Origin of the sequence: Turicibacter sp. T129 (assembly GCF_025594975.1) — a bacterium.
GTDB lineage: Bacteria > Bacillota_I > Bacilli_A > MOL361 > Turicibacteraceae > Turicibacter > Turicibacter bilis.
In genome coordinates this window covers 1-14,042 of record NZ_JAMQUU010000006.1, presented here as the reverse complement: position 1 = coordinate 14,042, position 14,042 = coordinate 1, and the positions used below count along the sequence as shown (strand labels likewise).

Here is a 14,042-nt window from a genome sequence, read left to right as displayed (position 1 = left end):
AATGGGAAATACGATTCAATTTTCATAACATTCACAAGGAGTACTTCACTAAATGAGCACTCCTTTTTGTGATACTCTTTTCTACTAGGCTGAATAGTTACAATAATTTTAATTTATTTTGGTATGGGATTAAAATTACATTATTATTAGCCTTATTGGGAACAATATTTGGATTAGTTATTGGTCTTGTTTTAGGAGGGATTCGTGCCATTACCATCGAACCTCGTGATTCGATGGGAGTTAAGGCTATAAAAAAAGTATTACATTGGATTGTGGGGTTGTATGTGTGGTTCTTTAGAGGAACGCCGATGATGGTGCAAGCAATGTTTTTATATTATGCCTTAAGACCTGTCCTTGGGTGGGATGCGATGACAGCAGGGATTGTAATTATTTCTGTGAATACGGGTGCTTATATGGCGGAGATTATTCGTTCTGGGATTCAATCCATTGATAAGGGGCAAATTGAAGCTGCACGTAGTATTGGAATGACGAGCTCGCAAACCATGAGGTACATTATTTTACCACAGGCCATCAAAAATTCATTCCCATCTATCGGAAATGAATTTATCGTTAATATCAAAGATAGTTCGATGCTAAATGTCATTGGGGTGATTGAAGTTTTCTTTCAATCACGATCAGTAGCTGGTAGTGCGATGTTATATTCAGAAACATTTTTTATTACTTGTTTGATTTATTTAGTGTTGACAACGATTACGGCGCAAATTTTGCGATTTATTGAGAAAAGAATGAATCTGCCTAAAACATCTTTTCCAGCGTCACAAACTGTACCTAATACGCTTGACTAAGGAGGATCATAGTGGAAGCGAATCATATTATTGAAATCCATCGTTTGAAAAAACATTTTGGGAATTTAGAAGTTTTAAATAACATTGAGTTTCATGTAAAAAAAGGAGAAGTTATTACAATTATTGGATCAAGTGGAAGCGGGAAATCAACCCTTTTACGTTGTATTAATTTATTAGAGAATCCAGATAGTGGAGAAATTTTATATCATGGAAAAGATATTTTAAAGGGAAATATTAATATTAATCATCATCGAACAAAAGTGGGAATGGTATTTCAAAGCTTTAATTTATTTCAAAACAAGACGGTTTTGGAAAATTGTATGATTGGTCAAACTAAAATTTTAAAACGAAGTAAAGAAGAAGCGAAAGAAAAAGCGATGTTTTATTTAAAAAAAGTTGGAATGGAGCAATTTGCAAACTGTAGTAGTACACAACTATCAGGAGGACAAAAGCAACGTGTTGCCATTGCGCGAGCCCTTTGTATGGATCCAGAAGTGTTATTGTTTGATGAACCAACTAGTGCACTCGATCCAGAGATGGTTGGTGGTATCTTAGATGTCATGAAACAGTTAGCGGATGAAGGATTAACGATGATTGTGGTAACACATGAAATGGGGTTTGCAAAAGAGGTTAGTGATCGTGTGGTCTTTATGGATAAAGGGGTTATTGCTGAAGAAGGCACACCTGAGCAAATCTTCATCAATCCAACGCAAGAGCGTACAAAAGAATTCTTACATCGTTATTTATCTAAGAGCCTTTAGGAGAGTTATTCAGTTCATATTTTTTAATGACAGTTATGATGAAACGATCTATAAAATTCATGTTTTTGAAAATTTTAGTTCATGCTCTTGTGGATACATTCTGATAAATGTGAGATAATATGGGGGAAAGTGCAAATTATTTGTAATTTCATGGAAATGTGCTATACTAAAGTATAGAAAAAGGGTATAAAAGGAGGAATGAACATGTCAGTCATTCATGCAACAGAAGAATCATTTGCTCAAGAAATCGCAAGTGGATTAGTATTAGTTGACTTCTATGCTGATTGGTGTGGACCATGTAAAATGATTGCACCAGTTTTAGATGAATTAGCAACAGAGTTAGAAGGAACAGCAAAAATTGTTAAAGTAAACGTAGATAACTGTCCAGCAGTTGCAGCTGAATATAAAGTAATGTCAATTCCAACATTAATTTTATTCAAAGATGGACAAGCAGTTCAACAAACAGTAGGTTTCCAACCTAAAGCCTCATTATTATCATTAATTGAAGCAAATAAATAATGAAATTTTAAAAAGAGGGTACACTATGCATTGTACCTTCTTTTGTTTTATTATCAGCCATTGTCTATCTCGAAAACGTCTGATTTGAGTTTGTATAATAAAGATAAAAAACAAAAAAATTAGCACTATAGTGTTGACAGTGCTAATAGAGTTTTATATAATGGTATTAGCACTTAGGGTTAATGAGTGCTAAAAGAGGTGTTTACATTGCTAACAGAACGTCAAATATTAGTTTTAAAGGCAATTGTAGAAGAGTTCATACAAACTGCACAACCAGTTGGTTCGCGAATCCTTTCTAAAAAAGAGGAATTAAACTTCTCTGCTGCAACCATTCGTAATGATATGGCAGATTTAGAGGATTTGGGATTTATTGAAAAAACTCATACATCGAGTGGTCGCGTGCCAAGTCAAAAAGGCTATCGCTATTATGTAGATTTCATCGTAAATCAAGAACCGATGGAGACAACACCAGAAGTAGGAATATTTAGACAATTGTTAGATCAAAAACAATTTGAACGTGAAACAACGATTAAAGAAGCTGTGAAGCTCTTATCGAGTTTGACTAACTACACATCGATTTTACTTGGACCTTCTAGAGATTATAGTCGAGTGAAAAAAATTCAACTTGTTCCAATCTCAAAACGTCAAGCGGTGTTTGTTTTGATTACAGATCAAGGCCATGTAGAAAGTCGAACAATTACTCTTCCAACTAATATTGATATGACTAGAATGGAAAGCATTATCAAAGCACTCGATGAGTTATTAGTAGGAGAATACATTGGACATGTTCATGAAAAATTGACAGAAAGTTTTGAACATCAATTACATGATTTTATTTCTTATAAAGAAGAAATTATGTATGCGATGCTACAACTTTTAACCCAGTCATTAAATCAACAAAATTATATTTTGAGTGGGAAGTCAAATATTTTAAAACAACCTGAATTTAACGATTTAGATAAAGCGTATCATTTATTTAATATGATTGAAGCTGATGAAATTGTTAAAGTAATAGAAGCCGACGAAGACGGCCATCAATTAACGGTTAAAATTGGACAAGAGAATGAGATTAAAGCGATGGAGAATTGTACGCTAATTACAGTTCCTTATCAGATTAGTGATCATGAATTTGGTAAAATTGCGGTACTAGGTCCGACCCGAATGGAGTATCGTAAAATTATTCCACTTCTTGAACAAGTTGCTCGAATCATGTCTGATTTATATAAATAGGAGGTGGGACGATTGAATAAGGATGCCCAATCAGTTGAGGAATTAAATGAAGAAAATGTGGAAGCTGTAGAATCAACGTGCTGCCAAGAAGAGTGTGAAGCAACAGAAACAGTTGAAACAATCTCTGAAACTGAAAGTTTAAAGCAGCAAATTGAAGAGTTAAAAGATCAATTGCTACGTAATGCGGCAGAGCTTGAAAACTTCAAGCGTCGTATGAATGAAGAACGTGCACGTGAAGTAAAGTATCGTTCGCAATCAATTGTAACAAATATTATTCCAGCAATTGATAACTTCGAACGTGCATTATCAAGTACGGTTGAAGATGAAAATACGAAAACATTTTTAACAGGATTTAAAATGATCCATGCTCAATTAGTAGATGCTCTTAAACAAGAAGGAGTAGAAGTAATCGAAGCAGAGGGTGTCGCTTTTGATCCAACAGTACACCAAGCAGTGATGCAAGAAGCTGTAGAAGGTGTAGAATCAGGAATGGTATTACAAGAGTTACAAAAAGGATATAAGCTAAAGGATCGTGTGATCCGACCATCAATGGTAAAAGTTAGCGAATAATATAGATTAAGGAGGATGAATCTCTATGGGTAAAATTATCGGTATCGACTTAGGAACAACAAACTCATGTGTTTCTGTAATGGAAGGTGGAGAGGCAAAGGTTATTGCTAATCCAGAAGGAGCTCGTACAACACCATCTGTTGTTTCATTTAAAGGTGAAGAACGTCAAGTTGGTGATGTGGCTAAACGTCAGGCAATTACGAACCCAAATACAATTATGTCAATCAAACGTCATATGGGAACAAACCACAAAGTGACAGTTGAAGGGAAAGAATATACACCACAAGAAATTTCAGCAATTATTTTACAAAACTTAAAAGCGACTGCTGAAGCTTACTTAGGTGAACCAGTAACAGAAGCTGTTATTACAGTACCTGCTTACTTTAATGATGCTGAGCGTCAAGCGACAAAAGATGCTGGACGTATCGCTGGTTTAGATGTAAAACGTATTATTAATGAGCCAACTGCGGCTGCATTAGCATACGGATTAGATAAAACGGATAAAGAACAAATTATCTTAGTATATGATTTAGGTGGAGGAACATTCGACGTATCTATCTTAGATTTAGCAGATGGAACATTCGAAGTATTAGCTACAGCAGGAGATAACCGCTTAGGTGGAGATGACTTCGACCAAGTGATTATTGATTGGTTAGTTAAAGAGTTCAAATCAGAAACTGGTGTTGATTTATCAGCAGATAAAATGGCAATGCAACGTTTAAAAGATGCAGCTGAAAAAGCGAAAAAAGACTTATCAGGGGTAACTTCAGTCCAAATTTCATTACCATTTATCTCAATGAATGCCACAGGTCCTTTACACTTAGAAAAAACATTATCTCGTGCACAATTTGATGCGATGACTGCACCATTAGTAGAACGTACAATGGGACCAGTTCGTCAAGCATTAAAAGATGCAAAAATGACAGCTAATGACTTAGATCAAGTATTATTAGTTGGTGGATCAACTCGTATCCCAGCAGTTCAAGCAGCGATTAAAAATGAATTAGGAAAAGAACCTAATAAAGGAGTAAACCCAGATGAAGTAGTAGCAATGGGTGCTGCAATTCAAGGTGGAGTGTTACAAGGTGACGTTAAAGACATCTTATTATTAGACGTAACTCCATTATCATTAGGTATCGAAACAATGGGACAAGTTATGACAGTATTAATCCCTCGTAACACAACAATCCCAACTTCAAAATCACAAGTATTCTCAACTGCAGCAGATAACCAACCAGCAGTAGATATTCATGTTTTACAAGGTGAACGTCCAATGGCAAGCGATAATAAAACATTAGGACGCTTCCAATTAGGAGATATCCCACCAGCACCACGCGGAATCCCTCAAATCGAAGTAACATTCGATATCGATGCAAATGGTATTGTAAATGTTAAGGCAAAAGATTTAGGAACACAAAAAGAGCAACGTATCACAATCACTTCAGGATCAGGATTAACTGACGAAGAAATCGATCGCATGGTACGTGAAGCTGAAGAAAATGCAGATGCAGATGCTAAACGCAAAGAGCAAGCAGAACTTCGCAATGAAGCAGAACAATTAATCTTCGCAGCTAAAAAATCAGTGACTGAATTAGGGGATGAAGTAACTGCAGAAGAAAAAGCAAATGTTGAATCTGGTGTTGAAGCATTAGAAAAAGCATTAAGCGAAGGAAATGTAGATGAAATTAAAGCGAAAAAAGAAGAACTTGAAAAAGTGGCTCAAGAATTAGCAGTTAAAGTTTATTCAAAAGCAGCTGAAGCTGGGCAAGCCGCTCAAGGTGGAGCAGAATCAGGTGACGATTCAGTAGTAGACGCTGAATATAAAGAAGTATAATAAAAAAGTAAAAAGTCAAAGTCTACTATGACTTTGACTTTTTTTTATGGTATAGTTAGGAAAGTAAAAGAAGGAGGGTAAAAAGGCATGGCAAAACGTGATTATTATGAAGTCCTTGGGGTTTCAAAATCAGCAAGTGATATCGAAATCAAACGTGCTTATCGTAAATTAGCGAAACAATACCATCCCGATGTTTCAACAGAGGAAAATGCAGAAGAGAAATTTAAAGAAGTTCAAGAAGCTTATGATGTGTTAAGTGATGAACAAAAACGTGCTGCATATGATCAGTTTGGACATGCAGGAGCAGAAGGCTTTGGTGGACAAGGTGGATTTGGTGGCTTTGGAGGCTTCGGCGGTGCCGGAGGATTTGAAGACATTGGTGATATTTTTGAAAGTATGTTCGGCGGAGGATTTGGTGGCTTTGGCGGAGGTGCCAGTCGTCGTAATCCAAATGCTCCACAACGCGGAAATGATTTACAACAAGCCATTACTATTTCATTTGAAGAGGCAGCCTTTGGAACAACGAAAGAAATTTCAGTTAATCGTGAAGAAGAGTGTACGAAATGTGGTGGAAGTGGTGCGCGTTCGAAAGATGATGTGGAAACATGTTCACGTTGTAGTGGAAGCGGTCGCGTAACTGAAGTTCAAAATACGATTTTAGGTCGCGTGCAAACACAAACTGTTTGTCCAGATTGTCATGGAGCTGGTAAGAAAATTAAACATAAGTGTGATGCTTGTCATGGTCGTGGAACAGTTAATAAAACAAAAACAATTGAAGTCAAAGTTCCTGCAGGAATTGATGATGGACAACAAATCCGCTTAAGTGGACAAGGTGAAGCGGGACGTAATGGTGGTCCAAGTGGTGATTTATATGTCGCATTCCGTGTTTTACCACATGATTTCTTCATCCGTGATGGATACGATTTACGTTGTGAAATTCCAATTTCATTCTCTCAAGCGGCATTAGGAGCAGAAGTTGAAGTTCCAACGTTAAATGGTAAAGTAGCGTTGAAGATTCCGGAAGGAACTCAATCAGGGACTGAGTTTAGAGTTCGTAATAAAGGAATTAAGTACATTAACCGCGAAATGACGGGAGACTTATACGTTAAAGTTAAATTAGTCGTACCTAAAAAACTTAACCATCGTCAACGTGAATTATTACATGAATTTGATCAATTAGAAGATAAATCAGGATCAATTTGGGATAAGTTAAAAAAAGCTTTTAAATAATAATAAGGGTTGTGAGTTTTGTTCTCACAACCTTTTTTATACTAAAGATTTATAAATTTACAGAATTAAACAAAGAGACATAATTTTATGTTTGATTGATTTTGTGTTATAATTAGAAAATGAGAAAAAATAGCTATCGAGTCGAGAATTGTTATTTGATTGTTATAACAACTTGAATGGATAGTACGATAATTTAAAATGAGGTGACCATATGAACTGGTTAGAACTAAGTTTTCATACAACTCATGAGGCATTTGATTTAGTTAGCAATATTTTTATTGAAGCTGGTTCAAAGGGAGTACTAGTAGAAGACTCAAATACATTAACAGAAGCTCATGAAGATCATTTTGGTGAGATTTATCGCTTAAATCCTGATGACTATCCAACAACAGGTGTGGTTATTAAAGGTTACTTAGCGGTCACATCAGATATTGAAAATCAATTAGAGTTTGTAAGAACGCAATTATTAAATTTAAAACTGGATCATTATGACCATAATAAATTGGAGATTAAAATGTTAGATGAAGAAGATTGGGCGAATAGTTGGAAAAAGCATTATAACCCAATCGAAATCACTAAGACATTAGTCATTAAGCCATGTTGGTTAGAGCCAACAACGGATCCATCGGTCGTTGAAATTATGTTAGATCCAGGAATGGCCTTTGGTTCGGGAACACACGAAACCACACAACTTTGTCTAGAATTAATCGAAAAATATGTGAATTCTCAACAAGTTGTGGTCGATGTTGGGACAGGGTCAGGAATTTTGGCAATTGCAGCGTCAAAACTTGGGGCGAAGTCAGTTTATGCCGTCGACTTAGATGCGATGGCTGTGATTCGTGCGAAAGAAAATATTGAAATGAATCATTGTCAAAATATTTTAGTTGAAAAAAATAATTTAATTGATGGAGTAGGTGCTTTAGGGCAACAACCAACCTTAATGGTAGCTAATATTTTAGCCCCTATTATCATTAATATGTTAAGCGATGTTGAAAAAGTATTACCGGTTGGTAAAACATTTATCTGTTCAGGAATTGTCGATCATGAAAAAGACGCAGTGGTACAAGCATTAAATGCTCATCATTTTACAGTAACTGAAGTAAAAGAGAAGAATGGATGGGTTGCTATTGTGGCAATCTATAATGGTTGCAAGTAGTAATTGTAAATAGAGAATAATCAGTCATTGGAGGCAATGGAATGCAACGCTATTTTTTAAACAATACTCAATTTCAAGGGGATGGTGCCATTATTACGGGTGATGATGCGCATCATATGTCACGTGTCATGCGTATGGAGCCAGGTGATCAAATTATTGTATGTAATGAAGATAAAGCGTGTCACTTTGCAACCATTAAGCAAATGAATGGACAAGAGATTGAAGTTACATTAGACTCTGTAATTGAAGCACAAACAGAGCTTCCAATTGAAGTGACAATTGCACATGGGTTACCAAAAGGTGATAAATTTGAATGGGTCATTCAAAAGGCAACGGAATGTGGGGCTAGTGAGTTTATTCCACTTAATATGGAACGTTCAGTTGTAAAGTTAGATGCGAAAAAAGCGAGTAAGAAAGTAGAACGTTGGAATAAGATTGCCAAAGAAGCAGCAGAGCAATCGCATCGACAAATGGTTCCGACAGTTACTGATGTTTATACATTTAAGCAATTATTAGATCGAGCTTCACAATATGATGTTTGTTTATTTGCCTATGAAGAAACAGCAAAACAAGGGCAGTTAGCGCAGTTAAAGCAATCACTAAGGGAGATTCAAACGAATGGTAAGATGCTAGTAGTGGTTGGGCCTGAAGGTGGAATTAGTGAAAAAGAAGAGACATTATTACTACAATCAGGATTTAAACCTTGTGCGTTAGGGCCACGTATTTTAAGGACGGAAACGGCACCGATTTATATTTTAAGTGCCATTTCGTACGCATTAGAATTATAAAAGACAACAAGAGTATGGAAAGGATTGATTTTGATGCCAACTGTAGCATTTCATACCCTGGGATGTAAGGTAAATCATTACGAAACAGAAGCGGTATGGGAATTATTTAAAAACGAAGGTTATGAGAAAGTAGACTTTAAAGAAGTAGCAGATGTATATATCATTAATACATGTACAGTGACAAATACGGGAGATAAAAAGAGTCGTCAAGTGATTCGACGTGCGATTCGTCGTAATCCAGAAGCCGTGATGTGTGTGATGGGATGTTATGCGCAAACGAAACCAAAAGAGATTATGGATATTGATGGGGTGGATATTGTCATCGGGACACATGGTCGTGATCAAATTCCAGCCTTAGTACAAAAATATCGTGAAGAGCGTCAACCTATTTCACAAATTCAAAATGTCTTTAAAGTGGATGGATTTGAGACTTTAAATGTCACACAATTCTCAGACCGTACACGTGCCACATTAAAAATCCAAGATGGATGTAATAATTTCTGTACATACTGTATCATTCCATGGGCACGTGGAACTGTTCGTTCACAAAAACCAGAAGTCGTGATAGAACAAGTTAAACAATTAGTTGAACATGGACATTGTGAAGTAGTTTTAACAGGGATTCACACAGCTGCCTATGGAGAAGATTTAGAAGATTATAGCTTCGGTAAGTTATTACAAGACTTAATTGAGATTGAAGGATTAAAACGTATCCGTATTTCATCGATTGAGGCATCAGAAGTAACAGATGATGTCATTGCAGCGATGAAGAAATCGGATAAAATTGTAAATCATTTACATATGCCAATTCAAGCGGGTTCAGATACGATTTTAAAAGGGATGAAACGTCCATATACGTTAGCTGAGTTTGAACAAAAAGTGACTGAATTACGTGAGTTATTTGATAACTTAGCGATTACAACAGACGTGATCGTTGGATTCCCTGGTGAAACAGAAGAATTATTTAATGAAACATTAGAAACAATTAAACGTATTGGATTCTCTGAGTTACACGTCTTCCCTTATTCAGTTCGTAATGGAACACCAGCTGCACGTATGGAAAACCAAGTGCCTGAACTTATTAAGTCAATGCGTGTGAATCAATTATTAGCATTAAGTGAGCAATTAGCTAAAGAGTATGCAAGTTCATGTGAAGGGAAAGTGTTACAAGTCATTCCGGAAGAAGTCTCTCATACAAATGAAGGGTACTTAGTTGGGCATGCTAGTAACTATGTGAAAGTTGAGTTTAAAGGGACACCTGATCTCATTGGAGAGGTTGTACCAGTTAAAGTTGTGAAAGCAGATTATCCAATCTGTCAAGGGGAAATGGTTAAGTAACAGTGAATGAGAGGCGATGGCATGGATATTAAGTTATTATTTGATGTAGATTTTGATTTGAAAGTGACGGGAATCTCAACTGATAACCGTCTTGTTCAACCAGGTGATTTATTTGTCTGTATTAAGGGGTATACAGTTGATGGTCATCGCTTTGCAAAACAGGCAGAAGTTGCGGGAGCAGTTGCTATTGTTTGTGAGCAATCGATTGAAAATATAGGGATTCCACAAATCATTGTGGCAGATACAAAAGCTGAGTTACCTCGTTTAGCCCATTTAATCTTTAATAAACCGACTGAAAAGTTAAATTTATTTGGGTTAACAGGAACAAATGGTAAAACCACGACGGCCTATATTTTAGAACATTTACTAGGTGGATTTGAGGGACATGTTGGTTACATTGGAACGAATGGAATTCGTTATGGTGAGGTATTTATAGAACCGAGAAATACCACTCCTGAACCATTAAGCTTACAACAAACGTTTAACAACATGGTTAAAGCCGGTGTTCAAAATGTAGCGATTGAAGTTTCATCACATGCATTAGAACTTCACCGCGTGGATTACTGTCGCTTTAAAGTTGCATTATTTACGAATTTAACACCCGAACACTTAGATTTCCACCCAACAATGGAAGAATATTTTGAAGCAAAATATAAATTATTTACAATGTTAACGCCGGATGGTTATGGAATTGTGAATCTTGATGACGAATATGGGATTCAACTAGTGAATCGACTTAAAGCGGCTCAGCAACGTTTCTATACGTATGCCATTGAAAAGGATGCTGACTTTAGAGCGTTAGATGTGAGGATGACAACATCTGGGACGACCTTTACTTTGAAATCACCAGTAGGTCAGTACGAAGTGAAAACACCATTACTTGGAACATTTAATGTGCATAATGCATTAGGTGCTATGGCTTCGGCTTATGCAGCGGGAATGCCAATGGAACAAATCGTCTCATTGATTGCAAAATTATCGCCTGTTGATGGTCGTATGGAGATTATTAATGAGGGACAGGATTTTACAGTTATTGTGGATTATGCTCATACACCTGATGGGGTAGAGAAGGTTTTAGAATTTGTGAATGATATTAAACAAAGTTCTGTTAAAGTCGTGATCGGTTGTCCAGGTGACCGTGATCGTACAAAACGTCCCGTGATTGCAAAATTATCTGTGGATTATGCGGATGATGTCATTTTTACAACGGATGACCCTCATTCAGAAGACCCAGTCGATATCTTAAATGAAATGACACAAGGAATGGAAGAAAGTCATTATGAAGTCATTGTTGATCGTATTAAAGCAATTGAAGCAGCGATTAATAAAGCTCAGAAAAATGATATTGTCTTAATTGCAGGTCGTGGTCATGAAAAGGTTCAATATTGGAAAAGTGGAAATATTGAATTAGATGATCGTGAAGTAGCAAAAGAAATTTTACGTAAAAAACTTCAAATTGGATAAAAAAAGTGTTCCTCAATCGAGGAACACTTTTTTTAATGCTTTTTCTGACGTAATTTTTTCTTGAATTTTTTAAATTGTGGGAGTAGTTTGGTCCAAGCGAAATAACCGATTGGATCGATCACGTAATCAAATTCCCCAATGAATTCAGTAAAGTCTCCGCCAAATCCCTTTTTAAAACGATATAGACCGTATAGTGGATCAGACTCGTCTGTTTTTCCGCTGATTCCAAAGAAGTCATAGATTTCATAGCCAGCTTTTTTAGCTTCGGTGAAAGCTTGCCACTGAATATAATAGTTAGGCATGAATTCACGATACACATTATCACTTGCTCCGTATAAGTACCATGACTTGTTACCAAAGTAAGTGGCAATAATTCCTGACATGGTAATGCCAGCAGGATGTTCTTCATATAATTTTTGAAGCTCTTCTTTTTGTTGCGTTAAGTTATTTAATTTATTTGCTTCAGGTTCTAATTTATTTTGAAGTTTTTGGCGTTTTTTCTCATTTAACTCTTTATTTTGAAGTTGAGTCTGTAAATTAGAAATTGATTGTTCCGTTTGCGCTAATTCTTCTTCAATATTTGCTAAAGCCTGTTCTGTATTTAATTTAGCTAAGTAAAGTTTACACATTCCATTTGGTGCTAAAGTGTCATACATGTCTTCGAAATAAGAGAGAGGACGTGTTAAGAACCCATCGCGTTCACCAGTGACACGCATAATGGCTTCAAACGTTTTTAAATCTTCACGATTTCCTTCAACAATTTCAATTCCTTTTTTCTGAGCGACCTTAATGTTATAGCGTGTTTTAGAATGGCATCCTTGTAATAAGTCTTTTTCTGAAGGGGTTAAATCTAAACGGAATGTATAACGAGGTTGAATGCTAGAATCAAAGTCTTGAGTGAATCCAAGGTGACGATAGCCTAAGTTCGTTAAAGTTTGAAGAAGTTCATTATTTGGGACAGAACCTTCAACTTTTTCCCCATCAACTGTACGATCAACATATTTAATATCTGGATCAATTTTAATAAAGATTGCTTTTTTAGATTTGGCATATTGACGCATCGCTTCTGTGAATGTTTGGAGTAGTTGAGCATCATTAAAGTCGATAATATATCCGCGAGGGACATATAAGAAAGGACGTTTGATAATCGGAAGGAAGCGAATCAGGACAAGCGCTCCGGCAACTAAGTTTCCATCTGTATCTTCTAATCCGACGGTATCGAATGACCAGTCAGGTGATTTTGATTTGAAGACTCCCCATTCGTAGCTTTGTAAAAAGTGATTTTTTTGATGGCTGGCAGCAAACGTATTAAAACGTTCTGCTGATAAATTGGTCACAAATTTCATAAAACTCCACCTTTAAGTTCTTGTTTATCAATAATATTATTATCGTTTATTATTATAACATAAAATCATTTTAATGAATTTATTTTGTTTTGTTTACAGAACCCGATATATGTTGTATAATATTACTGTTAATCGTAGCGAAGCGGAAGGAGGGTTAGTGGTGGCTAAAACTGTAGTTCGAAAAAACGAATCATTAGATGATGCATTACGTCGTTTTAAGAGAGAAGTATCTAAAGTAGGTACCCTTACTGAAGCTCGTAAACGTGAATATTACGTTAAACCGAGTATCAAACGTAAACAAAAATCTGAAGCAGCTCGTAAAACAGCTAGCAAACGTAACAAATACTAATTTTTAAATAGGTGATTTCAGTGGCATTACTCGATCAATTAAACGCTGATATGAAAGAGGCAATGAAAGCGAAACAAAAGGATCGCTTATCTGTCATTCGTATGTTAAAAGCATCTTTACAAAATGAATTAATTCATTTAGGTGTAGCAGAGTTAAATGAAGAACAGGAATTAACTGTTCTGTCACGTGAAGTTAAACAACGTCGAGATTCTTTAAAAGAATTTAGAGATGCTGATCGTGAAGATTTAGCAGAAAAAATCGAGCAAGAGTTAGTGTACTTAAATGCTTATTTACCAGCACAACTTACTGAGGAAGAGATTAAACAACTAATATCTGAAACAGCTAAAATGATTAACGCAATCAATCCATCTGACATGGGTAAGTTGATGGGTGCAATCGTTCCTAAAACAAAGGGACGTGCAGACGGTGCCCTAGTAAGTACATTAGTGAAAGCTTACTTAAACCAAAACTAAAACACACATTTATGTGTGTTTTTTTTAATGAGTGAGATATTAATAGTGTGCATAAAAAAAGGGCTCTTTATCAACTGGTGTGGGTGAAGAAATTTTATACCTGTAATCGTGAGGGATTAAGCTGCTCATTGAGCAGTTTGATTCCTTTTATTTTTTTGGGCTCTTTGTCAACTGGTGT

14 protein-coding genes are annotated in these 14,042 nt (G+C 36.0%); 13 read left to right on the top strand and 1 reads right to left on the bottom strand.

Annotation, left to right across the window (positions count from 1 at the left end):
* The first annotated feature begins 68 nt into the window (after positions 1 to 68).
* The 11 genes from NEH75_RS00620 (at position 69) to NEH75_RS00570 (ending at position 11,696) form a co-directional block, all read left to right on the top strand.
* Positions 69 to 806 (top strand): amino acid ABC transporter permease, encoded by a 738-nt coding sequence (locus tag NEH75_RS00620; RefSeq protein ID WP_262948321.1) that lies wholly within the window; start codon positions 69 to 71, stop codon positions 804 to 806.
* Positions 807 to 817: 11 nt separating this feature from the next.
* Complete coding sequence (locus NEH75_RS00615) at positions 818 to 1,567, top strand: amino acid ABC transporter ATP-binding protein (protein ID WP_055277447.1); 750 nt, start codon at positions 818 to 820, stop codon at positions 1,565 to 1,567.
* 204 nt (positions 1,568 to 1,771) lie between these two features.
* The gene (gene trxA, locus NEH75_RS00610; RefSeq protein ID WP_055244841.1) at positions 1,772 to 2,086 is read left to right on the top strand and encodes a thioredoxin; all 315 of its coding nucleotides are present in this window, start codon (positions 1,772 to 1,774) and stop codon (positions 2,084 to 2,086) included.
* A gap of 207 nt (positions 2,087 to 2,293) precedes the next feature.
* Positions 2,294 to 3,316 (top strand): heat-inducible transcriptional repressor HrcA, encoded by a 1,023-nt coding sequence (hrcA, locus tag NEH75_RS00605; protein WP_262948320.1) that lies wholly within the window; start codon positions 2,294 to 2,296, stop codon positions 3,314 to 3,316.
* A gap of 12 nt (positions 3,317 to 3,328) precedes the next feature.
* Positions 3,329 to 3,886 carry a nucleotide exchange factor GrpE gene (gene grpE, locus NEH75_RS00600; protein ID WP_055244837.1) on the top strand — a complete coding sequence of 186 codons (558 nt, stop codon included), beginning with the start codon at positions 3,329 to 3,331 and terminating at the stop codon, positions 3,884 to 3,886.
* 25 nt (positions 3,887 to 3,911) lie between these two features.
* Complete coding sequence (gene dnaK / locus NEH75_RS00595) at positions 3,912 to 5,720, top strand: molecular chaperone DnaK (RefSeq protein WP_055244835.1); 1,809 nt, start codon at positions 3,912 to 3,914, stop codon at positions 5,718 to 5,720.
* An 87-nt stretch (positions 5,721 to 5,807) separates the two neighbouring features.
* A complete protein-coding gene (gene dnaJ, locus NEH75_RS00590; RefSeq protein ID WP_055244834.1) occupies positions 5,808 to 6,950 on the top strand; it encodes a molecular chaperone DnaJ in 1,143 nt (380 codons plus the stop codon).
* A 211-nt stretch (positions 6,951 to 7,161) separates the two neighbouring features.
* Positions 7,162 to 8,106 carry a 50S ribosomal protein L11 methyltransferase gene (gene prmA, locus NEH75_RS00585; RefSeq protein WP_055277445.1) on the top strand — a complete coding sequence of 315 codons (945 nt, stop codon included), beginning with the start codon at positions 7,162 to 7,164 and terminating at the stop codon, positions 8,104 to 8,106.
* 41 nt (positions 8,107 to 8,147) lie between these two features.
* Positions 8,148 to 8,894 carry a 16S rRNA (uracil(1498)-N(3))-methyltransferase gene (locus tag NEH75_RS00580; RefSeq protein ID WP_055277443.1) on the top strand — a complete coding sequence of 249 codons (747 nt, stop codon included), beginning with the start codon at positions 8,148 to 8,150 and terminating at the stop codon, positions 8,892 to 8,894.
* A gap of 33 nt (positions 8,895 to 8,927) precedes the next feature.
* Complete coding sequence (gene mtaB / locus NEH75_RS00575; protein WP_055244828.1) at positions 8,928 to 10,232, top strand: tRNA (N(6)-L-threonylcarbamoyladenosine(37)-C(2))-methylthiotransferase MtaB; 1,305 nt, start codon at positions 8,928 to 8,930, stop codon at positions 10,230 to 10,232.
* 21 nt (positions 10,233 to 10,253) lie between these two features.
* A complete protein-coding gene (locus NEH75_RS00570; RefSeq protein WP_055244826.1) occupies positions 10,254 to 11,696 on the top strand; it encodes a UDP-N-acetylmuramoyl-L-alanyl-D-glutamate--2,6-diaminopimelate ligase in 1,443 nt (480 codons plus the stop codon).
* Between the two features lie 32 nt (positions 11,697 to 11,728).
* Here the strand turns inward: NEH75_RS00570 and NEH75_RS00565 are convergent, their stop codons facing one another.
* Positions 11,729 to 13,042: a lipid II:glycine glycyltransferase FemX gene (locus tag NEH75_RS00565; RefSeq protein WP_262948319.1), complete on the bottom strand. Its 1,314-nt coding sequence runs from the start codon at positions 13,040 to 13,042 to the stop codon at positions 11,729 to 11,731.
* 160 nt (positions 13,043 to 13,202) lie between these two features.
* Between NEH75_RS00565 and rpsU the strand changes: the two genes are divergently transcribed.
* Both rpsU and NEH75_RS00555 read left to right on the top strand, forming a co-directional pair.
* Complete coding sequence (gene rpsU, locus NEH75_RS00560) at positions 13,203 to 13,391, top strand: 30S ribosomal protein S21 (protein ID WP_055244821.1); 189 nt, start codon at positions 13,203 to 13,205, stop codon at positions 13,389 to 13,391.
* Positions 13,392 to 13,411: 20 nt separating this feature from the next.
* Entirely contained in the window at positions 13,412 to 13,864 is a 453-nt protein-coding gene (locus NEH75_RS00555) for a GatB/YqeY domain-containing protein (protein WP_055304665.1), read from the top strand.
* Positions 13,865 to 14,042: the final 178 nt, after the last annotated feature.

What these genes read in the sequence shown, in the direction of transcription:
- trxA (WP_055244841.1), top strand. Translation starts at nt 1,772, where the DNA reads ATGTCAGTCATTCATGCAACAGAAGAATCATTTGCTCAAGAAATCGCA.
- dnaK (WP_055244835.1), top strand. Translation starts at nt 3,912, where the DNA reads ATGGGTAAAATTATCGGTATCGACTTAGGAACAACAAACTCATGTGTT.
- dnaJ (WP_055244834.1), top strand. Translation starts at nt 5,808, where the DNA reads ATGGCAAAACGTGATTATTATGAAGTCCTTGGGGTTTCAAAATCAGCA.
- prmA (WP_055277445.1), top strand. Translation starts at nt 7,162, where the DNA reads ATGAACTGGTTAGAACTAAGTTTTCATACAACTCATGAGGCATTTGAT.
- NEH75_RS00580 (WP_055277443.1), top strand. Translation starts at nt 8,148, where the DNA reads ATGCAACGCTATTTTTTAAACAATACTCAATTTCAAGGGGATGGTGCC.
- mtaB (WP_055244828.1), top strand. Translation starts at nt 8,928, where the DNA reads ATGCCAACTGTAGCATTTCATACCCTGGGATGTAAGGTAAATCATTAC.
- NEH75_RS00570 (WP_055244826.1), top strand. Translation starts at nt 10,254, where the DNA reads ATGGATATTAAGTTATTATTTGATGTAGATTTTGATTTGAAAGTGACG.
- NEH75_RS00565 (WP_262948319.1), bottom strand. Translation starts at nt 13,042, where the DNA reads ATGAAATTTGTGACCAATTTATCAGCAGAACGTTTTAATACGTTTGCT.